Raw genomic sequence first — 23,754 nt, 5'->3', positions numbered from 1 at the left:
TCAGGGGCGGGTGGTGGCGGGTGGTGCGGTACGGGGTCAGCGGGACCAGGGGGTGCCGGACACCGCCTAGGACCCGGCCTCGGCGGGCTGCGGGGTCAGCTCACGCAGGTCGGCGGGTTCCGTGTCGTCCGCCGCGAGCGGGCCGTGCCGCGGTTCGCGCCGGACGGGAACCTCCTTGACGGCGCCGGCCAGCGGCCGCTTGTCCGCGTACGGGTGGCCGCCCGGCGTTCCCCGGCCCGCGCCACGGCGGCTCTGCCGGCCGCCCAGCGCCGCGGAGATCAGGATGAGCAGCAGGATGCCCGCCCAGAGCAGGGTCATGGGACTGGCGTAGTGCCGGAACTTGATCCAGAAGGAGCTGGTGTCGTGCCAGGCGAACGTCTGGTTCTGCTTGACGGTGATGCCGCCGTGGGCGCGGGTGGTGTCCACCGCGCTCGGACCGACCCCCGAGATGACGTTGTACGAGACCAGCGAGTCGTCCACCGATCCGACGAGACTGATGCCGTGGTTGGTGCCGTCCTGGACGGTGTTGCCGCGTATCTCGCCGACCGAGTCCCGTACGTAGATGCCGGTGTCGGTGCTCTCGACGATGTTGCCGGTGATCGTCGCGGCGGTCACGCCGTCGCGCACCGAGATGCCCTGCCGGGACTGGCCGCTGAGGTGGTTGCCGGTGATGGCCACCTTGGTGGCGTCCTTGCGGGCCACGATGCCCATGTCACCGCCGACGACCCGGTTGTTCTGCACGCCGACGTCCGTGCCGCCGAAGATCTCGATGCCGTAGTGGCCGTTGTCCTCGGCGGTGCTGTCGGACACCGAGTTGGAGCCGTAGCTGCTGATGGACTCGCCCGAGGCCGAGGGGCCGCTGGCGAGCGGACGGCCGCTGAGCGTGAAGCCGTTGCCGCCGTTGCCGGTGGCCGTGGAGCCGCTGATCCGGACCTGCTCGGTCGCGCGCGCCAGCACGAACCCGTCGCCGCCGTTGTCCTTGGAGACGGTCCGCTCGACCACCGCGCTGGTGACGAACCGGTGCAGGACCACGCCGTGTTCCAGACTCCGCTGCACGGTGCTGTCGCTGATGCTGACCCCGTTGGCGCCGGAGATGAACATGCCGTACGCGTTGCCGGTGAGGGTGGAGTGCCCTATCTCCGCGGAGACGTAGGACAGGCTGGGCACGGAGAACCGGGTGTCCGGCGTGGCCAGCGAACCGGAGGGCTGGGCCACCACGTCACCGCTGCTCGCGTCGGAGTCCGAGGACGCCTTCGAGTCCCTGATGTTGCCGGTGTCGGGGCGGTCGGTGCCGGTGAGGCTCAGGCCGCCGGTGCGGCCGCTCCAGAACCCGAGGTCGCTGACCTTGGCGTACGTCATGGAGAACTGGCCGCCGATGGCACGGATGTAGGCCCGGCCGTCCCGGACGTCCGTGTCGGGCTTGTTCTTCCTGTCGTCCCAGGCGGTGATCCGCATGGGGGCCTGCGGGGTGCCCTCCAGGGTGAGGCGCCCGCCGAACGACACGATGCTCACGAAGCCCCGGTTGCTGCTGGCCATGCGCAGCGTCAGTCCGCCGGGGTTGGACAGCTTCAGCTTGGCCCCGGCGTTGAGGTACAGGTTCTCGGTCAGCAGATAGGAGCCGTCCCGCTCGCGGACGAACGTCTGCGGGGCGAGCCGCAGCAGGTCGGAGACGGTGTAGGCGTTGCTGCGCTGGGTCAGGACCAGGGTGTAGCCGCTGCCGGTGTCCAGCCGGTACGGCGCCTTCCACTGGCCGCCCTTGAGCGGGGCGACGGCGGCCACCGCGCGGACCTGGTCGAGCCGGTGGTCCTCCGCGGCGACGAGCGCCGTCTCGTTCTCCGCGTCCGTGGCGTTGACCTGCGGCTTGTCGTCGTCGGCGGCGGGTGCGCCGGCGGCGGAGGCGAACAGCGCACCGGTCGCGAGGGCGAGGACGGCCACCGCGCGTACACCGGACAGAAGGTGACGTCGTGTCATGACTGCTGCACCTCCGCGAAGGAAGGGGCCGTGGCCGGGCGCGCCGCGCCGCCGAGGGACGCGGAGTCCTGCCCCTCGCCGCCGACGCTGTCGCTGGTGCGGGTCAGCCAGCCCTGCTTGTTCATGGTGACGAACGCGTACAGCTTGATCGGCAGCGAGATCATGATGACCACGAGGGCCAGCACCGGCAGCAGCAGCACCTCCTGCGGATGCCTGCGCAGATGGGAGTAGCCGCGGATGCCGCGTCCCACGAGCAGCCAGATCAGCACGAGGACGACACCCCGGCCGGTCAGCTCCAGCCGGCTGAAGAGCAGGTACCCGAGCGCCATGCCCATCGTCACCGGCGTCAGCAGGATCTGGAGCACGGTGATCTTGGTGACGAGCGGGACGCGCCACAGCCAGCCCTTGTAGAGCGCGGTCAGGTAGCAGCGGTAGGAGTTGCGGCTCCAGCGCACCCGCTGCTTGACGAAGGCCCGCAGCGACGAGGGGAACATCGACATCGCCCGCGCGGACGACTGGTGCACCGTCTTGTAGCCGGAGGCCAGCACCAGCCAGGTCAGCCGTCCGTCGTCACCGGCGACGCACCGGCGGCCCAGGAAGAACTCGTTCTCCAGGTTGTCGAGGACCGGCTCGATCGCGGCCCGCCGGTAGGCGGCGGTACGGCCGGACAGACAGGCCACGGCGCCCGCGCGCCCCATCGCCGGGACGTAGTCGTAGTAGCGGAGGTTGACCAGCCAGTCGGCGATGCGCCGCCAGACGCTGGTACGGCGCTGGTAGACGTTCTGCTGGGTGCCCACCCCGCCGACCGTGGGGTCGACGAACGGCATCTGCACGGCGGCGAGCAGCCCCGGCTCCCAGCGCGTGTCGGAGTCCACCAGCACCACGAGCTCGCTCGTCGCGGCGCGGATGCCCACGCCCAGCGCCGACCGCTTGCCGCGGTGCTCGAACGCCAGCACCCGGACGCGGGGGTCCTCCACCAGCGCCAGCCTGCGCAGGACCTCGGTGTCGTCCACGTCCGGGACGATGATGACCTCGGTGGGATCCTGGGCCAGCCAGGTGTCCAGGCAGTCGACCAGGATGTCCGCGTCCTCGCGGTAGGCGGGGACCACCACGGACACGGTCGTCCGGTAGTTGTTCACCACCGGCTTGGCGAACCGGGACAGCACCGCCCGGGAGAGCCACAACGCCCAGACGAAGACGCCGGCGAGCCCCAGGGGCATCACCTCGCGCCAGGACGTCTCGGCGGTCACCGTGACCACCCATGACCAGAAATCGTCGAAGAAGCTCGACACGAACCCAGACCCCCCAGTCGGAGCGTTGCCCAACACATGGGCGAATGTGCGATGTTCGCGCTTTACACGGCGAAATCTAGAGCCGAAACGATCCCTCCCGACACACGGGCAACACAAAATTCACCTGCCACATGCACAAAACGTTCACAGGACGACCGGCGCCACGACGGCCACTTCCCCGCCGGACGGCCCGCTCCGGCGCGTCGGCCACACAACTGACGATCCGTCATCATCGCTTGCGAACAGGGAACTTGAACCCTCACGCACCAGGTCCCGCACCGCACGCCGGCCGCTCGCAGCAAAGCCGTTCGCAGCATTCACGAAAGCAAATCACCTGTGACGCAGATCACAACACGGTGTCCTGGGTGGGTGAACGGACGAAACAGCCGGCTCACCGGAACGCCATCTCGCGTGCAGCTTCCGAAACCCGCAAACCGAGGAACGGATCCCGGCCACGGGTTCGCCCGCGACCCTCACCCCCCGGGGGCCGCCGCCGGTCGCCACGCAGGCCTCCGGGCAAAGCAAAAGCCCCAGATCACGGCGAGTGAGTTCTGGGGCTTCCACAGAGCCGCCTTCGGGATTCGAACCCGAGACCTACGCATTACGAGTGCGTTGCTCTGGCCATCTGAGCTAAGGCGGCGCGCTGTCCACACCATGGTGCGATCAGCAACGTCGGTAAGTCTACACAGTTTCCGGGGGTGCTCCGAACAGGCCCCGGAAGCCCTGCCTCCGAGGCCTGTGACCAGCCACTACGTGCAGCGCTTGCCCTTCGCCGGAGGGGTCCCGTGGAGCAGATAGGCGTCGATCGCTGCGTCGATGCAGGCGCTGCCCCGGCCGTAGGCGGTGTGGCCGTCGCCGTCGTAGGTGAGGAGACGGCCGGAGCTGAGCTGCCGGGCGAGGGAACGGGCCCAGCGGTACGGGGTCGCCGGGTCGCGGGTGGTGCCGACGACGACGATCGGGGCGGCGCCCTTCGCCTCGATGCGGTGCGGCTCACCCGTGGGCCGCACGGGCCAGTACGCGCAGTTCAGGGAGGCCCAGGCGAGACCCTCGCCGAAGACCGGGGACGCCTTCTCGAAGGACGGGAGCGCCTCCCGCACCTGGCCGGGGGTGGAGAAGGCCCCGGGGAGGTCGAGACAGTTCACCGCCGCGTTGGCGGCCATCAGGTTGGCGTAGCGGCCGTCGGCGTCCCGCTCGTAGTAGCCGTCGGAGAGGGCGAGCAGGCCCGCGCCGTCCTTCTCCTTGATCGCCGAGGTCAGCGCCTGGCGCAACTGCTCCCAGGTGCTCTCGTCGTACATCGCCGCGATCACGCCCGTGGTGGCGAGGGCCTCGCCGAGCTTGCGGTGGTCCGGGTCGCCGGTGGGGATCGGGTGGGCGTCGAGCCTGCGGAAGAACGCCTTGAGGTTCTTGCCGACCTCGGCCGGAGCCGTGCCCTTCGCGCCGAGCGGGCAGTCGGACCGTCGCACACAGTCCTTCGCGAACGACTGGAACGCCGTCTCGAACCCCGCCGTCTGGTCCAGGTTCAGCCGGCGGGCGGGGAGCGAGGGGTCCATCGCGCCGTCCAGGACGAGCCGTCCCACCCGGTCCGGGAAGAGCCCCGCGTACGTCGCCCCGAGGAACGTCCCGTACGACGCGCCCACGTACGTCAGCCTCCTGTCCCCCAGGACCGCGCGCAGGACGTCCATGTCACGGGCCGCCTCCACCGTGGAGACGTGCCGCAGCAGCTTGGCCGAACGGGCGCCGCAGCCTTCGGCGAACCCCTTGTACGCGTCGACCAGTTCGGTGGCCTCGCGCGGGTTGTCGGGGGTCGTGTCGGTCTGCGTGAACGTGTCCATGTCCCGGCCGTCGAGGCACTCCACGGGCTCGCTGCGGGCCACGCCCCGCGGGTCGACGGCGACCATGTCGTACCGCGCCCGGACGCCCGCCGGATAGCCGATGCCCGCGTAGTTCTGGAGGTAGCCGACCGCCGAGCCGCCCGGTCCGCCCGGGTTCACCAGGAGCGAGCCGAGCCGCTTGCCCGGGCCCGTCGCCTTCCTGCGGGCGACCGCGAGCCGGATGTCACCCGCGCCGGGGGCGGCGTAGTCGAGCGGCACCTTCATGCCGGCGCACTGGAAGCCGGGCACACCGCAGTCGCGCCAGCTCAGCTTCTGCCCGTAGTACGGCGCGAGCGCGGACGGCGTGGCCTGCGGCAGCGCGACGAGCGCCGCCACCGCCGTGGAACCGCCGGAGCTCGTCGGCCCCGCGGCGGAACAGCCGGAGACGAGCAGCGCGGCGAGCGAGAACAGGGTGACGCCGGTACGGGACCTGCGGGGGGAGCGCCTGAAGTACATCCAGCGAGCGTAACTCTGAGCGATGACATGAACGCCGTACGTACGCGAAGGGACACGGACGAGTGACATGGTCGACGCGGAACCGGCCCACGGCCGGGCGGCCCGGTCGGGCTCGGGGCGGTCCGGCCGGCCGGGTGGGTCAGCCGGCTCTCAGTGCCATCGTCATCGCCTCCACCGCCAGCAGCGGGGCGACATTGCGGTCGAGGGCCTCCCGGCAGCCGGCGATGGCGTCGATACGGCGCAGGGTGGACTCCGGGCTGCTGCCGCGGGCGAGCCGCTGGAGGGCGTCCTCCGCGTCCGCGTTGGCGATCGCGATGCGGGAGCCGAGCTGGAGGGCCAGCACGTCACGGTAGAAGGCAGTCAGGTCGGTGAGCGCGAGGTCGAGGCTGTCGCGCTGGGTGCGGGTCCTGCGGCGCTTCTGCTTGTCCTCCAGGTCCTTCATCACGCCCGCCGTGCCGCGGGGCATCCGGCCGCCCTGCGCCGCGCCGAGCGCCGCCTTGAGCTCCTCGGTCTCCTTGCCGTCCCTCTCCTCGGCGAGCTGCTTGGCGTCCTCGGTGGCCGCGTCGACCAGTTCCTGGGCCGCTCTCAGACAGCCGCCGACGTCGTCGACGCGCAGGGGCAGCTTCAGCACGGAGGCGCGCCGTTCGCGGGCGGCCGGGTCGGTGGCCAGGCGGCGGGCCCGGTCCACGTGCCCCTGGGTGGCGCGGGCCGCGGCCGCGGCGACGGCCGGCTCGATGCCCTCGCGCCGTACGAGCATGTCGGCGACGGCGTCGACGGACGGCGTGCGCAGATTCAGGTGCCGGCAGCGGGAACGGATCGTCGGCAGCACATCCTCCAGGGAGGGCGCGCAGAGCATCCAGACGGTCCGCGGGGCGGGCTCCTCGACGGCCTTGAGGACGGCGTTGGCGGACTTCTCGTTCAGCCGCTCGGCGTCCTCGACGAGGATGACCTGCCAGCGCCCCGTGGCGGGCGAGGTGTACGACTTGCGGACGGTGTCCCGCATGTCCTCGGCGAGGATCTGCGTGCCCACGGCGGCGACGGTGGTGACGTCGGCGTGGGTGCCGACCAGCGCCGTGTGACAGCCGTCGCAGAAGCCGCAGCCCGGGGCGCCGCCCAGCGCGCGGTCCGGGCTCACGCACTGGAGCGCGGCGGCGAAGGCCCGCGCCGTCTGGCTGCGGCCGGCCCCGGGCGGGCCGGTGAACAGCCAGGCGTGCGTCATCTTCGAGGCCTCGGGCGGCGCCGTGCCGGTGCCGGCCGCGGTGACGAGCGCGTCGGCGTCCCGAGCGGCAGCGGCCAGCTGCTCACTCACCTTCTCCTGCCCGACGAGGTCGTCCCACACGGTCATGCGTCGCGCCGCCCTTTCGTCCCGTTCCGCGTTGTGGCTTCCATTGTGCGGGCAGCCACCGACAATCGAGCCGGGCGTCTCAGCGGCGGCGGCCCCGCCCGCGGCCCCGGTCGGCGCCGCCGTCGCCGTCCCCGCCGTGGTCGTCACGGTGCGGGCCCAGCAGTTCGTCCGCCAGCGTCGGCAGGTCGTCCAGCGGGGTCTCCTCGGCCCAGTCGGGCCGGGGCCGCCGGGGCGAGCCCTCCTCGTCGACCTGCGGCAGCTCCCGCGTGCGGTCGTCGGCCCCGTCCGGACGCGCTCCGCCGGACCGCGTCCCGTCCTGCTCGCCGCGCTCGTCACGGAAGTAGCCCGGGGGCACCCGGTCCGAGGGGTCCCGGTCCGAGGGGTTCCGGTCCCGCACCGGAGGCAGCACGGCCGTCTCGTCCTCGGGGCCCTGCGCACGCACCGGGGGCAGCACCGCCGTCTCGTCGGCCGCGCCCGGCGGGATCGAGGGCTGCGGCAGCTCGGCCGTCACCTCGGCGTCGGCTCCTGCCCCGGCGTCCGGACGCCCGCGGCCGTCGGAGTCCTGCCCGGACGGCCGGGAGGGGCCCGCGTCCTTGTCCATGCGGACCGGCGGCAGCACCGCCGTCTCGTCCACCGGGCCGCCCGACGCGTTGCTCGGGGTCACCACGGGCGTCGGCACGGTGACCGCCTCCGGCGCGGCCGCCGGAGCCGCGGCCGCCGCGGGACGCGCCGTCTTCGGGCCGATCTGGGCCGCCGTGGCGGCCTGCTCCGCCGCGCGCCGGGCCTGCTCGGCCCTCAGGAGCGCCTCCTCGGCCTTGCGCTGCTTCTCCAGGCGCCGGTTCTCGGCCTCGGCACGCAGCCGGGCCTCCTCCTCGGCCTGCTTGCGGCGCCGCTCCTCCTCCGCCTTGCGGCGGGCCTCCTCCTCCGCGCGGGCCTTCTCCTCCGCGAGGAGCCGCACCCGCTCCTCCTCGGCACGCCTGCGTGCTTCCTCGGCGCGCTGCCGCGCCTCCTCGGCCTGCCGTTCGGCCTCGCGGCGCTGCGCCTCCTCCAGCTCGCGGCGCTTGCGCTCCTCCTCCTCGGCGCGCAGCTTGGCGAGCTGCGCCTGACGCTCGCGCTCCAGGCGCTCCTCCTCGGCCTTGCGCGCCGCCTCTTCCTCGGCCTTGCGGCGGGCCTCCTCCTCGGCCTTCCTGCGCGCCTCCTCCTGGGCCTTGATCTCGGCCTCGGACAGGGGCAGCAACTGGTCGAGCCGGTGCCGGACGACGGTGGTGACGGCCTCGGGCTCCTGTGCGGCGTCGACGACCAGGTAGCGGCCCGGGTCGGCGGCGGCCAGCGTGAGGAAGCCGGAGCGCACGCGCGCGTGGAACTCGGCCGGCTCCGACTCCAGACGGTCCGGGGCCTCGGTGAAGCGCTCGCGGGCGGCCTCCGGGGACACGTCCAGCAGGACGGTCAGGTGCGGGACGAGGCCGTTGGTCGCCCAGCGGGAGATCCGCGCGATCTCGGTCGGGGACAGGTCACGGCCCGCGCCCTGGTAGGCGACGGACGAGTCGACGTAGCGGTCGGTGATCACCACCGCGCCGCGCTCCAGGGCGGGCCGCACGACCGTGTCGACGTGCTCGGCCCGGTCCGCCGCGTACAGCAGGGCCTCCGCGCGGTGCGAGAGCCCGGCGCTGGACACGTCCAGCAGGATCGACCGCAGCCGCTTGCCGACGGGCGTGGCCCCGGGCTCGCGCGTGAGGACGACCTCGTGACCCTTGGCCCGGATCCACTCGGCGAGCGCCTCGGCCTGGGTGGACTTCCCGGCGCCGTCGCCGCCCTCCAGGGCGATGAAGAAGCCGTTCCCGGCCGGGGTCGGCACCGGGTCGTCGCCGCCGAGCAGCGCGTCCCGCAGGTCCTGGCGCAGGGGCACGCCTGAACGGTCGTCGACCTTGGCCAGCACCAGCGCGGCCACCGGCAGCAGCAGGGCGCCGACCAGCATCAGGGTGAAGGCGGCCCCGCCGTGGGCGAAGACGAACTTGCCGTTGTCGAGCCGGTGCGGTCCGATGAGCGCCGCCACCAGCGGGGCGATCAGCGCGCCCAGCGCGACCACGACCCGTACGACGGCGTGCAGGTGCTCCGTGGTCCGCGTCCGGCGGTTCTCCTCGGTCTCCTGGTCGAGCAGGGCGTGCCCGGTGTTGGCGGCGACGCCCGCGCCGACGCCGGCCAGGGCGAGGATCAGCAGCACGCTGGTGACGTCCGGGACGAGGCCCGCGGCCAGCAGCGCCACGCCGGTGAAGGCGATGGCCAGCGCGAGCAGGCGGCGCCGCGACAGCGAGACCAGCACCTTGGGCGCCGTACGGATGCCGAGGGCGACACCGCCGGTCAGGGCGAGCACGAACAGCCCGTAGAGCACCGGGCCGCCGCCCAGGTCCTTGGCGTGCAGCACGGCCACGGCGACCGCGGCGGCCACCGCCCCGGCGACGGCGGCGCAGGCGAGGACGAGCAGCGGGATCGCACCGGTGCGTCCGGCGTCGACGCCGGTGGCGGTCCTGGGCCGGCGCAGCCCCTCGAGCGGCGACCGCGCGCGCGGGGTGCGCACCGAGGGCAGCTCCAGGAAGGTCACGATGGACAGGGACCCGGCGAAGAGCCCGCCGGCGACGTAGGAGGCGAGGGCCGCCTGGTGCTGCCCGAACCAGTCGATCCCGGCGCCCAGGAGGTTGTTGACCAGCGCCGCGACGACCAGCGTGGCCGCGCCGAGCGGGATCGTCACGAAGCTCGTGCGCAGCGACAGCCGGCGCAGGGCGTCCATGTGGTCCGGCAGCGGCCGTACCGTCGCGCCCTCCAGGGGCGGAGCGGGCAGCAGGGCGGGGGACGCGCTCTCGCGGGCGACCGTCCAGAACCGCTCCGCCACTCCGGTCACGAACACCGTGACGAGCAGGAGGGCCGGTGCGTCGTCGGGCGTCCAGTCGATCCACAGCGGCGCGACGATCAGCAGGGCGGCGCGCACACCGTCGGCGCCGACCATGGTCCAGCGGCGGTCGAGCGGGCCGTCCGGCGAGGTCAGTGAGGTCAGCGGGCCCAGGAGGACCGCGCCGAAGAGCAGGGTGGCCAGAATGCGCACCGCGAAGACGGTCGCCACTGCGAACGCGACGCCCCGGTATCCGCCTCCGAAGGAGCCGTCCACGATGGCCGCCTGGAGGACGAGGAGGACGCACACCAGGAGGGTGAGTGCGTCTCCCACACCGCTCACCAGCTGTGCGCTCCAGAGCCGTTTGAGCTGCGGTTCGCGCAACAGGGCGCGCACGGCGCGCTCTCGGGAGTCCGCCACCAAGGCGTCGTCCGGTGCCGGGTGGTGGGCCGTTGGCTGCTCGGCTCGCGTCATGCTTTCAGCCTATCGGCCGTGACTGACACCCTGGAGCCCCCGTCCGCACGGACGACCGCCCCGACACCAAAGTGATGCCGGGGCGTTGGTTTCGCGAACCGTTGCCAGGGAACGGTGGCGCGATCAGTCGTTCGATCAGTCCTCGGACGGGGACGGCGAGGCGGTCGCCTTCTTCGTGGCCGTCTTCGTGGCCGTCTTCTTCGCCGTGGTCGTCTTCTTCGCGGCCGTGGCGGTCTTCTTGGCGGCCGTCTTCTTCGCCGGGGCGGCCTTCTTCGCCGTCGCCTTCTTGGCGGGCGCCTTCTTCGCCGTCTTCTTCGCGGGCGCCTTGGCGCGCTTCTCGGCGAGCAGCTCGAAACCGCGCTCCGGGGTGATCTCCTCGACGCTGTCACCGGAGCGCAGGGTCGCGTTGGTCTCCCCGTCGGTGACGTACGGCCCGAAGCGGCCGTCCTTGACGACGACGGGCTTCCCGCTGACCGGGTCCGCGCCCAGCTCCTTCAGCGGCGGCTTGGCGGCGGCCCGCCCCCGCTGCTTGGGCTGGGAGTAGATCTCCAGCGCCTCTTCGAGGGTGATCGTGAAGAGCTGGTCCTCGGTCTGGAGCGACCGCGAGTCCGTGCCCTTCTTCAGGTACGGGCCGTAGCGGCCGTTCTGGGCGGTGATCTCCACGCCCTCGGCGTCGGCGCCGACGGTCCGGGGCAGCGACATCAGTTTGAGGGCGTCCGCCAGCGTCACCGTGTCCAGCGACATCGACTTGAACAGCGAGGCCGTCCGCGGCTTCACGGCGTTCTTGCCGGTCTTCGGGGTGCCCTCGGGGAGCACCTCGGTGACGTACGGGCCGTAGCGGCCGTCGCGGGCGATGATCTGATGGCCCGTCGCCGGGTCGGCGCCGAGTTCGAAGTCGCCGCTCGGCTTCGCGAGCAGTTCCTCCGCGAGCTCGACGCCCAGCTCGTCCGGTGCCAGGTCCTCGGGCACGTCGGCGCGCTGGTGACCCTCGGAGTCCTTCTCGCCGCGCTCGATGTACGGACCGTAGCGGCCGACGCGGAGCACGATGTCGTTGCCGACGGGAAACGAGGACACCTCACGCGCGTCGATCGCGCCGAGGTCGGTCACCAGTTCCTTGAGGCCGCCGAGGTGGTCCCCGTCGCCGTTGCCGGCGTCCGCGGCCACGCCCCCGACGGGGCCCTCGCCGAAGTAGAACCGCTTCAGCCACGGCACGGCCTGCGCCTCACCGCGGGCGATGCGGTCGAGGTCGTCCTCCATCCTGGCGGTGAAGTCGTAGTCGACCAGGCGGCCGAAGTGCTTCTCCAGGAGGTTGACCACGGCGAAGGAGAGGAAGGACGGCACGAGTGCCGTGCCCTTCTTGAAGACGTAGCCGCGGTCGAGGATCGTGCCGATGATCGACGCGTACGTCGACGGGCGGCCGATCTCGCGCTCTTCGAGCTCCTTGACCAGGCTGGCCTCGGTGTAGCGGGCCGGGGGCTTGGTGGCGTGCCCGTCGACCGTGATCTGCTCGGCGCCGAGCGCGTCGCCCTCAGTCACCTGGGGCAGTCGGCGCTCGCGGTCGTCCAGTTCGGCGTTCGGGTCGTCCGCGCCCTCGACGTACGCCTTCAGAAAGCCGTGGAAGGTGATCGTCTTTCCGGAGGCGCTGAACTCGGCGTCCCGGCCGTCGGCGGCGGTACCGGCGATCTTCACGGTGACGCTGTTGCCGGTCGCGTCCTTCATCTGGGAGGCGACGGTCCGCTTCCAGATGAGTTCGTAGAGCTTGAACTGGTCGCCGGTCAGACCCGTCTCGGCGGGGGTGCGGAAACGATCACCCGAGGGGCGGATCGCCTCGTGCGCCTCCTGCGCGTTCTTGACCTTGCCGGCGTACGTGCGCGGCTGGGCCGGCAGGTAGTCGGCGCCGTACAGCTGCGTGACCTGGGCGCGGGCGGCGGTGATCGCCGTTTCGCTCAGCGTCGTGGAGTCCGTACGCATGTAGGTGATGAAGCCGTTCTCGTACAGCTTCTGGGCGACCTGCATGGTGGCCTTGGCGCCGAAGCCGAGCTTGCGGCTCGCCTCCTGCTGGAGGGTCGTCGTACGGAACGGGGCGTACGGCGAGCGGCGGTAGGGCTTGGACTCGACGGAACGGACGGCGAACCGCGTGTTCTCCAGGGCGGCGGCCAGGGCGCGGGCGTTCGCCTCGTCGAGGTGGAGGGTGTTCGCGCTCTTGAGCTGCCCCAGGGAGTCGAAGTCGCGGCCCTGCGCGACCCGCCTGCCGTCGACGCTCTGGAGGCGGGCGACCAGCGACGACGGGTCCGACGGGTCACCGGCGCGGCCGGTGGTGAAGGTGCCCGTCAGGTCCCAGTACTCGGCGGAACGGAACGCGATGCGCTCGCGTTCCCGCTCCACCACGAGACGGGTGGCGACGGACTGCACGCGGCCGGCCGACAGGCGCGGCATGACCTTCTTCCACAGGACCGGCGAGACCTCGTAGCCGTAGAGGCGGTCGAGGATGCGGCGGGTCTCCTGGGCGTCGACGAGCTTCTGGTTGAGCTGGCGCGGGTTGGCGACGGCGGCCCGGATCGCGTCCTTGGTGATCTCGTGGAAGACCATCCGCTTGACGGGGATCTTGGGCTTGAGGACCTCCTGGAGGTGCCAGGCGATCGCCTCGCCCTCCCGGTCCTCATCGGTGGCGAGGAAGAGCTCGTCGGACTCCTTCAGCAGGTCCTTGAGCTTCTTGACCTGGGCCCGCTTGTCGGCGTTGACCACATAGATCGGCTGGAAGTCGTGTTCGACGTCCACACCGAGGCGGCGGACCTCGCCCGTGTACTGGTCGGGCACCTCGGCGGCGCCGTTGGGAAGGTCGCGGATATGCCCGACGCTGGCCTCGACGATATAGCCGGGGCCGAGGTAACCCTTGATCGTCTTCGCCTTGGCAGGCGACTCGACGATCACGAGTCGGCGGCCGCCCTGTGCGGTCTCGCTGGTCGGGGACAACTTCGCTCTTCTCTCCGGTCGACGCTGGGGGCCTCCCCAGGCCTTGCTCCCGGGGTCGGGTCATGGGGACGCTGCGGAGTGTGACGGTACATCCCGCCCCCGTGTCAAACGGGAAAAGCCCGCAACGGCCACTCGAACGGTAACCCGACTACCGCCATTCCTGCCGCCCGGAGTACCGACCGGCCCATTTCCGGGTGACCGGAACCCGTCCTCCTCTTTACCGGGGCGCCCACGTGCCCGTCGTGCGCACGGGGATCGGGCCCGATCGGCGAAGGGTGCCTCGTCGGCGGCCTCGTGGGGCACCTGGGCGACCGGGCCGCGGACGGTCTCAGAGGCGGGTGAAGCACCACACGCCGAGGGCCAGCGCCCCGACCGAGGACAGGGTCGCCAGGGCGGCCGATGCGACGGGGCTCACACCGTGGGCCACGGGTTCGCGGTGCCACACCCGGACCGCGGTCCACATCAGCAGGGCACCCCCGAACAGGGCGAACACCGTCCCCGCGAAGATCGCCGGTGCGCTCTCCATGATCGTCCCCGCCCCCTGGCTCCCACCCGCGCGTGCCCCCCGTCACGGGAGGCTGTCACGCGCGGGCGGCGTCCGGGCGAACCCCAGGTGAACGCCGGCCCCCGGGCGGCTCCGCAGGCCGGGTCGAGCCCGTCGGCCGGGCACGCCGCCGGGACGGCCGCCGTCCCCGCGGGGCCTCTCCCGGCGGCCCGGCGACCGCCGCGAGCACCCGCGCCGGCCCCGCCCCGGTGGGCCGCCCGACAGCGGCACACACCGTTTCAGCCGTCCTCACATCACCACCCCGCCGACCACCGCACCCCACGTGTGCCCGGTCCGGGCGGTCCGGGGCGACTGGGGTCTGGCAGCCTCGCCCGGTCGTGAGTGGAGCTCGGTCGTGGGCGTGGCCCCGGGCCGGCCGAGCCCGGCGGGTCACTCCGCGGGTTCGAGGAATCCCTGCTCGACCAGCAGGCGGATCTGGGCCGGGGTGCGGTCGCGCAGGGAGACCGGGTCCTCGCCGACCAGCTGGGCGATGGCGTCGAGGATGCGGCCGGCGCTCAGCGAGCCGTCGCACACGCCCGCGAAGCCAGCGCCGACCGTGTCCACCTGGGTGGCCCGGCGCATACCGCGGTGCTGGCGCAGCACGACGTGCTCCGGGTCCTCGGCGCCGGGCAGCCCGACCTGCTCCTGGACGACCTCCGTGACCAGCCGGAAGTGCCCGGCGAGCAGGGCCGCGTCGTCGTGGGCCCGCAGGTAGTCGAGCCGTGCGAAGTGCGCCAGGATCGCGTCGCCCAGCGGCTGTTCGACCGGGTGGGGCCATTCCTCCACCGTGATCACGGGCTCCGCGGCCGTCGTCCTGCGCAGCGTGATCCAGCCGAAGCCGACGGCCTTCACCTTGCGCGCCTCGAACTCGTCCAGCCAGGCGTCGTAGTGCGCCTGGTACTCGGCCCGGTCGCCCCGGTGGTCACCGGCGTCCCGCAGCCAGAGCTCGGCGTACTGCGTGACGTCCTGCACCTCACGCTGCACGATCCACGCGTCACACCCGCGCGGCACCCACGACCTCAGCCTGTCCTGCCAGTTCTCCCCTTCCACGTGCTGCCAGTTGGCCAGGAACTGCGCGAACCCGCCCTCGTTCAGCCGTTCCCCCGCACCTTGAACGAGCGAGCGGCACAGATCGTCCCCGCCCATCCCGCCGTCCCGGTACGTCAGCCGGGCGCCCGGCGAGATCACGAAGGGCGGGTTCGACACGATGAGGTCGTACGTCTCGTCGTCCCGGACCGGCTCGAACAGCGAGCCCGTGCGCAGGTCGGCCGCCGGGGCGCCGGAGAGCGCGAGGGTGAGCGCGGTGATGTGCAGCGCGCGCGGGTTGAGGTCGGTCGCCGTCACGCGGGTGGCGTGCCGGGCGGCGTGCAGCGCCTGGATGCCGGATCCGGTGCCGAGGTCCAGGGCGGCGGAGACGGGCGTGCGCACGGTGATGCCGGCCAGCGTCGTCGACGCGCCGCCGACGCCCAGGACCACGTCCTCGTCCTTGCTGCCGATGCCCCCCGCGCCACCGACCGCGCAGCCCAGGTCGGACACGATGAACCAGTCCTCGCCGTCGGGCCCGCCGTACGGCCGCACGTCCACCGCGGCGGCCACCTCGTCCTCACCCGTGGGGACCAGCCAGCCGCTCTCCACGCACGCGTGCACGGGCAGGAACTCCGCCACGCGCGCGTGCGCCACGGGCTGCTGGAGCAGGAAGAGACGGACCAGCGTCTCCAGCGGGGTGTCCCCGCGGGTCGCGCGCAACGCGGGCACGGTCTCGCTGCGGGCCAGGGCCGCGTAGGCGGGGGCGCCGAGCAGTTCGAGGAGACCGTCCGCGGTGAAGGAGGCCGCGAGGAGCGCCTCCCGCAGCAGGGCGGCGACATCGGGGCGGTCGGCGGAGGGCAGGGGGGAGAGGGTGGCGTTACTCACGCCCCCCATTGTCTCCCGTCACCCCTGGGGGCGCGTCCCCCGGACCGCCCCCGCGCGCCCGTACGGCCCGGCGGCCGCGCACCCTGCGAACCGCTGGGTGTCAGCTGGTCGTCGCGCGGGCGGAGGCCGAGGCGGCGACCCGCTTGCAGCTGGCCTGGCCGGCCATGGCGTTCTTGACGTCGCCCTGTTCGAGGTTCTTCAGCGCGGTGTTGCCGCTCTTGCTGAGCGAGCCGAGGTCGGTGGCGATGTTCTGGAGACCGTCGGCGAACTTCGCCTGGTCCTTCGTGTCCAGCGCGTCCACCTGCTTCTTGAGGCCCGCGTAGGAGGTCGAGAGGGTGGTGAGCGCTGCGACGGCGTCCTTCTGCTTCTTCCCGCCGTCGTCGACACCGGGCGGCGGCCCGGCCTTCTGGACGGCCTGGGCGAGCGCGCCGTAGGCGTCGGACATGTCCTGGAAGGCCTGCGAGTCGGTCTTCTGGACGTTCGCCGGGGCGTTGTTGTCCGTGGCGGCCTGCTTGATCGCGTTGTTCGCCGCGTCGACCTTCGCGTCCTGGGCGGGCAGCGCGTCGCAGACCTGCTTGGCCCAGGCGTCGAGTTCCTTGTTGCCGTCGTCGTCGCTGCTGCATCCGGACAGCGCCAGTACCAGTACCGCACCGCCGGACACCGCGGCCGCGAGCTTCTTGTTCACCGGATCGGTCCCTTCCATGGCTCTCGGCCCCGGAACATACACGGCAACCGGGCGGGAACCCCAGAACGAATGTCCGCTATGGGCAGCATTGGAGCCATTCGCACCATGAGAGAGAAGGCTCACGGTCCGGACACACCCACGACACAGCGGGCGGGTGACGCGACAACACGCGTCACCCGCCCGCTCCTTGAGCTGGGAACAGTCGGACGGCCCTACGAAATCACCGCCGGATCGGCCGACTTGGACGCGGAGCCGGCGTTGTTCTCGTCGCCGACGGCGATCCCGCGCCGTTTGGAGACGTACACCGCCGCCACGACGACGGCGAGCGCGAGGACCGCGATCACGATCCGTACGCCGATGCTCTTGTCCTCGCCGTAGCTGAACTTGATCACGGCGGGCGCGATGAGCAGCGCCACGAGGTTCATGACCTTGAGCAGCGGGTTGATCGCCGGACCGGCGGTGTCCTTGAAGGGGTCGCCGACCGTGTCACCGATCACCGTGGCCTCATGTGCCTCGCTGCCCTTGCCGCCGTGATGCCCGTCCTCGACGAGTTTCTTGGCGTTGTCCCACGCGCCACCGGAGTTGGCGAGGAAGACCGCCATCAGCGTGCCGGAGCCGATCGCGCCGGCCAGGAACGCGCCGAGCGCCCCGACCCCGAGGGTGAACCCGATGAAGATGGGCGCCAGCACGGCGAGCAGTCCGGGGGTGGCCAGCTCGCGCAGGGCGTCCCGGGTGCAGATGTCGACGACCTTGCCGTACTCCGGCTCCTCGGTGTAGTCCATGATCCCGGGGTGCTCGCGGAACTGCCGCCGCACCTCGAACACCACGGAACCCGCGGACCGCGACACCGCGTTGATCGCCAGCCCCGAGAAGAGGAAGACGACCGCCGCGCCGGCGATGAGTCCGACGAGGTTGTTGGGCTGCGAGATGTCCATCATCAGGCTCATCGGCGCGCCCGAACCCGAGAGTTTCTCCCCGACGTCCCGCGCCCCGGTCGTGATCGCGTCCCGGTACGACCCGAAGAGCGCGGACGCCGCGAGGACGGCGGTGGCGATGGCGATGCCCTTGGTGATGGCCTTGGTGGTGTTGCCGACGGCGTCGAGGTTGGTGAGCACCTGCGCGCCCGCGCCCTGGACGTCGCCGGACATCTCGGCGATGCCCTGCGCGTTGTCGGAGACCGGCCCGAAGGTGTCCATGGCGACGATCACGCCGACCGTGGTGAGCAGACCCGTGCCGGCCAGCGCCACCGCGAACAGCGCCAGCATGATCGACGCACCGCCGAGCAGGAACGCCCCGTACACGCCGAGGCCGATCAACAGGGCGGTGTAGACGGCCGATTCGAGACCGACGGAGATCCCGGCGAGGACCACGGTGGCGGGGCCCGTCAGCGACGACTTGCCGATGTCGCGCACCGGCCGGCGGTTGGTCTCGGTGAAGTAGCCGGTCAGCTGCTGGATGACCGCGGCCAGCAGGATGCCGATGGCCACCGCGACCAGCGCCAGGACGCGCGGGTCGCCGCTCTTGGCCTGGATCGCCGCGTCGGTGACGCCGTCGAGGTCGGCGTACTTGCCCGGGAGATAGAGGAAGACGGCCACGGCGACCAGCACGAGCGAGATCGTCGCCGAGATGAAGAAGCCCCGGTTGATCGCGGACATGCCGCTGCGGTCGGCGCGGCGCGGGGCGACCGCGAAGATCCCGACCATGGCGGTGAGCACACCGATCGCGGGGACGAGGAGCGGGAAGGCGAGTCCGGCGTCACCGAAGGCCGCCTTGCCGAGGATCAGCGCGGCGACCAGGGTCACGGCGTAGGACTCGAACAGGTCGGCCGCCATGCCCGCGCAGTCGCCGACGTTGTCGCCCACGTTGTCGGCGATCGTCGCCGCGTTGCGCGGGTCGTCCTCGGGGATGCCCTGCTCGACCTTGCCGACCAGGTCGGCGCCGACGTCCGCCGCCTTGGTGAAGATGCCGCCGCCGACCCTCATGAACATGGCGATGAGGGCCGCGCCGAGTCCGAAGCCTTCCAGCACCTTCGGCGCGTCGGCCGCGTAGACCAGCACCACGCAGGCGGCTCCGAGCAGGCCGAGACCGACCGTGAACATACCGACCACGCCACCGGTACGAAATGCGATCTTCATTGCCTTGTGCGAAACGGCGGTGAGATCCTTTTCCGGCTCACCCACCGCCGGAGTGGCTTCCCGGGCCGCCGCCGCGACGCGCACATTGCTGCGCACGGCGAGCCACATGCCGATATAGCCGGTCGCCGCAGAGAAGGCGGCGCCGATCAAGAAGAACACCGATCTTCCGGCGCGCTGTTTCCAGTCGTCCGCGGGCAGCAACATGAGCAGGAAGAACACGACGACGGCGAAAACGCCGAGCGTGCGCAGTTGTCGGGCCAGATACGCGTTGGCGCCTTCCTGGACCGCCGCCGCGATCTTCTTCATGCTGTCGGTGCCCTCGCCGGCCGCGAGCACCTGGCGCACCAGCACGCCCGCGACCACGAGTGCGGCCAGCGCGACGACCGCGATGACCACCACCAGCAGGCGGTTGCCGTCGGTCAGCACTGCGGCTGCGATGGTCGTCGGGTGATCCAACCGATGAGGGGTAGAAAGCCCCGCCATTCGTCCTCCTTGACGCTTGGGCTGAGCTCAAGATGTGGACGGATTGTAGGTACCGGAACCTGATCAAAACAGTGTGCGGTAAACGATATTCGCCCTCGCGCACAAAACCCGCAAGATCTCGCACCGTAATGCCTTGGAGGCATTGACGATCGCGAGACGATCGTGAATTGATTCACGATATTCGCGGCAAGATTCACTTCGTCAAGATTCACTTGCCCGAGATTTCAAGATTCACTGCACGGGACCACTGTAGGCGCGGCCCCGAAGCTCCGCACACGCCGATAGGCCCTATGAGCAGGGCTCATCGAACGGACCGGACACCACCCGGCCGCCGTCCCGGGCCCCCTCCCCCGACCCTCCTTTCGGCGCCCCACGGCGGGGCTGTCGGAGCAGTCGGAGGAGTCGGACGGAGTCCCGGGGAAGCGGACGGGCGGTTCCGCCGAGCAGGTTTCGATCGAGTGGTCCGGACGGGTGAGACCGCCGAGCGGAGTCGACCGTCTGGCCGGATCGGGCACGGTGGGTGTGCCCGGCAGGCCGACAGGCTCAGGCCCACCGGGCCTGGGGGTCGGGGCCCCAGGGGCAGCCGGGTCGTCCGTCCGGCGAAGCGGCGCTCAGGTCGACAGACCGAAGAGCTCGTCCGGACGGGTCTGACGGTCCTGGCGGGTCCGACGAGCCCGATGGGTCCGACGAGCCCGATGGGTCCGACGGGCCCGATGGGTCTGGCGGAACTGACGAGCCTGGCGGGTCTGACGGATCTCGCGGGCGGGGGCCGATCAAGTGGGGTGAGCGGCGGCGAAGTCGCCGCGCGGAGTCCACCGGCCGACCGGGGTCGCGGCGGGCTGCGCCGCCACGGAGGCCGATGAGGGCGCCGGTGCCGGGGGGGCTGATCAATCGGTTCGATCGGATGAGCCGATCAGGTGAGCCGGTCCATCGGGGCGGCCCAGCCGGGCGGCCGAAACAGCCAGAGCGGCCGGCACGGTCAGGGCGTCGGACGGCCGAAGCGTGGGAGGCCCGGGACGACATGGGCTGCCGGGCGACCGGCTGAGCGGGTGGACCGGGTGACCGGCCTCAGGGAACGGCCGGATCCGGCGAAGGATCGGGCGCGAAAGCGGGTGAAGCGCGCGGGGGCCGGCCCGGTGGGTCGGGCGCGGAGCCGGGTCAGGAGAGAGTCGCGGTGACCGGCGTCGTCGGCCAGGTCATGCGGATCAGACCGCCGTGCTCCCCGGCGGAGACCTCGACGTCGTCGACGAGCCCGCTGATGACCGCGAGGCCCATCTCGTCCTCCTCGGCCTCGGCGTCGGCGTCCGGCCCCGAGCCGGGAACCCGGTCACCGGGCACCGCGTGCGGCGCCTCGTCACCGACCTCGATGGAGAACTGCTTCTCGTCCTCGATCAGCGCCACCTTCACCGGCGCGGCGATACCGCCCGTCTGGTGCAGTCCGACGGCACGGGTGCAGGCCTCGCCGACGGCGAGCCGCACCTCGTCGAGGACGGCCTCGTCCACTCCGGCCCTGCGCGCCACCGCTGCCGCCACCAGACGGGCGGTCCTGACGTGCTCGGGCAGCGCGCTGAAGCGGAGTTCAACGGTGGCCATTGCGTCCCCCTCGGAACTACGGGCGTGCTGTCAGGGGGCCGGGCGGCTAAGCCCGGACCCCTTCTTCGTTCAACCGACCGTGCCGGGCCGTGGGGGCCCGGGACGATGTGGTCAGTCGGTGGCAGCGACCGCTTCGTCGACCGAGGTGTGGATCGGGAACACCTTGGTCAGACCGGTGATGCGGAAGATCTTCAAAATACGCTCCTGGTTGCAGACCAGACGGAGCGAACCCTCATGGGCACGCACCCGCTTCAGTCCGCCGACCAGCACGCCGAGCCCGGTGGAGTCGAGGAAGTCCACGCCCTCCATGTCGACGACGAGGTGGAAATTCCCGTCGTTCACCAGCTCGACCAGCTGCTCGCGCAACTTGGGCGCGGTATATACGTCGATTTCGCCACCGACCTCGACGACCGTACGATCGCCGACGGTACGGGTCGACAGAGACAGGTCCACGGATCCTCCAGCACCTTGCTATCGAGCGGTCGTCCCTCGGAACACCTGAGCAGGAGCCCCCGGGACGGTACGCCAGCCGCGATGGCATTCAATCACTTACCGGCAGGCGTGCACGACGCCTTGGCCCCATTGTCCGTCACGCCAGTGACACACTCGGTGCCGATGGCCAAGAATCACCGATCCGATCGACCCTCGCCCGAGGCCGTGCCCCGCCTGTCCCCGGGCACGGTCCTGGACCGGCTCGCCCCGGGCCCCGGCCGGGCATCGCGCATCACTCATACGGAGCACTTGCCCCCACGTGAGGGCCGCCATGCCGTCTGGCCGGACCGGATTCGTCCCGAGGTCATCGCGGCGGTGCAGGCAGGCGGCGTCGAACACCCGTGGGTCCACCAGGCCCGGGCGGCCGAGCACGCCCTCGACGGCGAGTCGGTGGTCGTCGCCACGGGCACGGCGTCCGGCAAGTCCCTGGCGTACCTCGTGCCGGTCCTCACGGCCCTGCTGGACGGCTCCGAGGCTCCGAACGGCCGCGGGGCCACCACCCTCTACCTGGCCCCCACCAAGGCCCTGGCGGCCGACCAGTGCCGTTCGGTGAAGGAACTTTCACAGCCGCTCGGAAACGCCGTCCGCCCGGCCGTGTACGACGGCGACACCCCGTTCGAGGAGCGGGAGTGGATCCGCCAGTACGCCAACTACGTCCTCACCAACCCGGACATGCTGCACCGCGGGATCCTGCCGTCCCACGCCCGCTGGTCCTCCTTCCTGAAGTCCCTGAAGTACGTCGTCATCGACGAGTGCCACACCTACCGCGGTGTCTTCGGCTCCCACGTCGCCCATGTGCTGCGCCGGCTGCGCCGGCTGTGTGCCCGCTACGGCGCCTCCCCCGTCTTCCTCCTCGCCTCCGCGACGGCCGCCGACCCGGCGGTCGCGGCGGGACGCCTCACGGGCCTCCCGGTCGTCGAGGTCGCCGACGACGCCTCGCCGCGCGGTGAACTGGTGTTCGCCCTCTGGGAGCCCCCGCTGACCGAGATGGTGGGCGAGAAGGGCGCGCCCGTCCGGCGTACCGCCACGGCCGAGACCGCGGACCTGCTGACCGACCTCACCGTCCAGGGCGTGCGCACCGTCGCCTTCGTCCGTTCCCGGCGTGGCGCGGAGCTGATCGCGGTGATCGCCCAGGAACGCCTCGCCGAGGTCGACCGTTCGCTCGCCCGGCGTGTCGCGGCCTATCGCGGCGGATATCTCCCCGAGGAGAGACGCGCCCTCGAACAGGCCCTGCACTCGGGTGAGCTCCTCGGCCTCGCCGCGACCACGGCCCTGGAGCTCGGCATCGACGTCTCCGGACTCGACGCCGTCCTGATCGCCGGCTACCCGGGCACCCGCGCCTCCCTGTGGCAGCAGGCCGGCCGGGCGGGCCGGTCGGGGCAGGGCGCGCTCGCCGTGCTCGTCGCCCGGGACGACCCGCTGGACACCTTCCTCGTGCATCACCCGGAGGCGCTGTTCGACCGTCCGGTGGAGTCGACCGTCCTCGACCCCGACAACCCCTACGTCCTCGCCCCGCACCTGTGCGCGGCCGCCGCGGAACTGCCCCTGACCGACGACGACCTTCCCCTCTTCGGCCCCGAGGCCGCCGGTCTGCTGCCGCAGCTGGAGGCCGCGAAGCTGCTGCGCCGCCGCACCAAGGCCTGGCACTGGACCCGCCGGGAACGGGCCGCCGACCTCGCGGACATCCGCGGCGAGGGCGGCCGTCCGGTCCAGGTCGTCGAGGCCGGTACGGGCCGACTGCTCGGCACGGTCGACGCGGGCGCCTCCCACACCACCGTCCACGAGGGCGCGGTCCACCTCCACCAGGGCCGCACGTATCTCGTGCGCTCCCTCGACCTGGAGGACTCCGTCGCCCTGGTCGAGCAGGCCGACCCGCCGTACTCGACGGTCGCCCGGGACACGACGTCGATCTCCGTCCTGGAGACGGACGTAGAAATCCCCTGGGGTCAGGGCCGGTTGTGCTACGGCTCCGTCGAAGTGACCAATCAGGTCGTCTCCTTCCTGCGTCGTCGTGTCATCACCGGTGAAGTCCTGGGCGAGTCGAAGCTCGACCTCCCTCCTCGTACGCTGCGTACGCGTGCCGTGTGGTGGACGGTGACCGAGGACCAGTTGGACGCGGCCCGGATCGGTCCCGAGATCCTCGGCGGGGCCCTGCACGCCGCCGAACACGCGTCGATCGGCATGCTGCCGCTCTTCGCGACCTGCGACCGCTGGGACATCGGCGGCGTGTCGGTACCGCTGCACCCCGACACGCTGCTGCCGACGGTCTTCGTCTACGACGGCCATCCCGGCGGCGCGGGCTTCGCGGAGCGGGCCTTCCACACGGCCCGCGCCTGGCTCACGGCGACCCGGCAGGCCATCGCCTCCTGCGAGTGCGACGCCGGCTGCCCGTCCTGCATCCAGTCGCCGAAGTGCGGCAACGGCAACGACCCGCTCCACAAACGAGGAGCCGTACGCCTGCTCACGGAACTGCTGCGGGAGGCCCCCCAGGAGAAGCCGGACCCGGAGCGGGAACCGGAGGCGGGGGCAGGGTCGGGGCCTGCGCCGGAGAGGGGAGCCAGGACCGCGCCGGGGGAGGCGGTGGGGACGGTGCCCCGTCCCCAGGGCCCGCCCGTGCCCTGACCTCGGCCCCGTCCGCAGGGCCC

The 23,754-nt window shown here is 71.9% G+C and carries 13 protein-coding genes and 1 tRNA gene; 1 reads left to right on the top strand and 13 read right to left on the bottom strand.

Translation table 11 applies throughout. The annotated features are described in order from the left end of the window. Positions 1-66: 66 nt before the first annotated feature. The 13 genes from Saso_RS20420 to bldG all read right to left on the bottom strand — a co-directional run bounded on the left by Saso_RS20420 (position 67) and on the right by bldG (position 21,070). On the bottom strand, positions 67-1,971 hold the full coding sequence (locus tag Saso_RS20420) for a right-handed parallel beta-helix repeat-containing protein (protein ID WP_189926979.1): 1,905 nt from the start codon (positions 1,969-1,971) through the stop codon (positions 67-69). After that, entirely contained in the window at positions 1,968-3,263 is a 1,296-nt protein-coding gene (locus Saso_RS20415) for a glycosyltransferase family 2 protein (RefSeq protein WP_189926980.1), read from the bottom strand. Before Saso_RS20415 ends, Saso_RS20420 begins: the two co-directional genes overlap by 4 nt. A gap of 566 nt (positions 3,264-3,829) precedes the next feature. Next, positions 3,830-3,903: transfer RNA gene (locus tag Saso_RS20410), tRNA-Thr, on the bottom strand. Positions 3,904-4,012: 109 nt separating this feature from the next. Further along, positions 4,013-5,590: an alpha/beta hydrolase gene (locus Saso_RS20405; protein ID WP_189926981.1), complete on the bottom strand. Its 1,578-nt coding sequence runs from the start codon at positions 5,588-5,590 to the stop codon at positions 4,013-4,015. A 139-nt stretch (positions 5,591-5,729) separates the two neighbouring features. Continuing rightward, on the bottom strand, positions 5,730-6,935 hold the full coding sequence (locus Saso_RS20400) for a DNA polymerase III subunit delta' (protein ID WP_189926982.1): 1,206 nt from the start codon (positions 6,933-6,935) through the stop codon (positions 5,730-5,732). 79 nt (positions 6,936-7,014) lie between these two features. Then, positions 7,015-10,293: a dTMP kinase gene (gene tmk, locus Saso_RS20395; protein WP_189926983.1), complete on the bottom strand. Its 3,279-nt coding sequence runs from the start codon at positions 10,291-10,293 to the stop codon at positions 7,015-7,017. Positions 10,294-10,428: 135 nt separating this feature from the next. After that, on the bottom strand, positions 10,429-13,266 hold the full coding sequence (gene topA, locus Saso_RS20390; protein WP_189926984.1) for a type I DNA topoisomerase: 2,838 nt from the start codon (positions 13,264-13,266) through the stop codon (positions 10,429-10,431). Between the two features lie 328 nt (positions 13,267-13,594). Continuing rightward, positions 13,595-13,792 (bottom strand): hypothetical protein, encoded by a 198-nt coding sequence (locus tag Saso_RS20385; protein WP_189926985.1) that lies wholly within the window; start codon positions 13,790-13,792, stop codon positions 13,595-13,597. Positions 13,793-14,200: 408 nt separating this feature from the next. Further along, positions 14,201-15,730 carry a DUF7059 domain-containing protein gene (locus Saso_RS20380; RefSeq protein ID WP_229901486.1) on the bottom strand — a complete coding sequence of 510 codons (1,530 nt, stop codon included), beginning with the start codon at positions 15,728-15,730 and terminating at the stop codon, positions 14,201-14,203. Positions 15,731-15,821: 91 nt separating this feature from the next. Further along, entirely contained in the window at positions 15,822-16,424 is a 603-nt protein-coding gene (locus Saso_RS20375) for a small secreted protein (RefSeq protein ID WP_189926987.1), read from the bottom strand. 194 nt (positions 16,425-16,618) lie between these two features. Continuing rightward, positions 16,619-19,024 (bottom strand): sodium-translocating pyrophosphatase, encoded by a 2,406-nt coding sequence (locus Saso_RS20370; protein ID WP_189926988.1) that lies wholly within the window; start codon positions 19,022-19,024, stop codon positions 16,619-16,621. A gap of 1,158 nt (positions 19,025-20,182) precedes the next feature. Then, positions 20,183-20,617 (bottom strand): ATP-binding protein, encoded by a 435-nt coding sequence (locus Saso_RS20365; protein WP_189926989.1) that lies wholly within the window; start codon positions 20,615-20,617, stop codon positions 20,183-20,185. A 111-nt stretch (positions 20,618-20,728) separates the two neighbouring features. Beyond that, positions 20,729-21,070 carry an anti-sigma factor antagonist BldG gene (bldG, locus tag Saso_RS20360; RefSeq protein WP_009189842.1) on the bottom strand — a complete coding sequence of 114 codons (342 nt, stop codon included), beginning with the start codon at positions 21,068-21,070 and terminating at the stop codon, positions 20,729-20,731. Between the two features lie 81 nt (positions 21,071-21,151). Here bldG and Saso_RS20355 point away from each other — a divergent pair, with 81 nt between their 5' ends. Further along, complete coding sequence (locus Saso_RS20355; RefSeq protein WP_229901487.1) at positions 21,152-23,731, top strand: DEAD/DEAH box helicase; 2,580 nt, start codon at positions 21,152-21,154, stop codon at positions 23,729-23,731. Positions 23,732-23,754 lie beyond the last annotated feature (23 nt).

This window comes from Streptomyces asoensis, from assembly GCF_016860545.1.
GTDB classification, from domain to species: Bacteria; Actinomycetota; Actinomycetes; order Streptomycetales; family Streptomycetaceae; genus Streptomyces; species Streptomyces asoensis.
This window is presented reverse-complemented; position numbering and strand designations above follow the sequence as displayed.

Excerpts from the sequence above, each read along its gene's own strand:
- Saso_RS20420 (WP_189926979.1), bottom strand. The coding sequence starts at position 1,971 with ATGACACGACGTCACCTTCTGTCCGGTGTACGCGCGGTGGCCGTCCTC.
- Saso_RS20405 (WP_189926981.1), bottom strand. The coding sequence starts at position 5,590 with ATGTACTTCAGGCGCTCCCCCCGCAGGTCCCGTACCGGCGTCACCCTG.
- Saso_RS20400 (WP_189926982.1), bottom strand. The coding sequence starts at position 6,935 with ATGACCGTGTGGGACGACCTCGTCGGGCAGGAGAAGGTGAGTGAGCAG.
- tmk (WP_189926983.1), bottom strand. The coding sequence starts at position 10,293 with ATGACGCGAGCCGAGCAGCCAACGGCCCACCACCCGGCACCGGACGAC.
- Saso_RS20385 (WP_189926985.1), bottom strand. The coding sequence starts at position 13,792 with ATGGAGAGCGCACCGGCGATCTTCGCGGGGACGGTGTTCGCCCTGTTC.
- Saso_RS20380 (WP_229901486.1), bottom strand. The coding sequence starts at position 15,730 with ATGGGGGGCGTGAGTAACGCCACCCTCTCCCCCCTGCCCTCCGCCGAC.
- Saso_RS20375 (WP_189926987.1), bottom strand. The coding sequence starts at position 16,424 with ATGGAAGGGACCGATCCGGTGAACAAGAAGCTCGCGGCCGCGGTGTCC.
- Saso_RS20370 (WP_189926988.1), bottom strand. The coding sequence starts at position 19,024 with ATGGCGGGGCTTTCTACCCCTCATCGGTTGGATCACCCGACGACCATC.
- Saso_RS20365 (WP_189926989.1), bottom strand. The coding sequence starts at position 20,617 with ATGGCCACCGTTGAACTCCGCTTCAGCGCGCTGCCCGAGCACGTCAGG.
- Saso_RS20355 (WP_229901487.1), top strand. The coding sequence starts at position 21,152 with ATGGCATTCAATCACTTACCGGCAGGCGTGCACGACGCCTTGGCCCCA.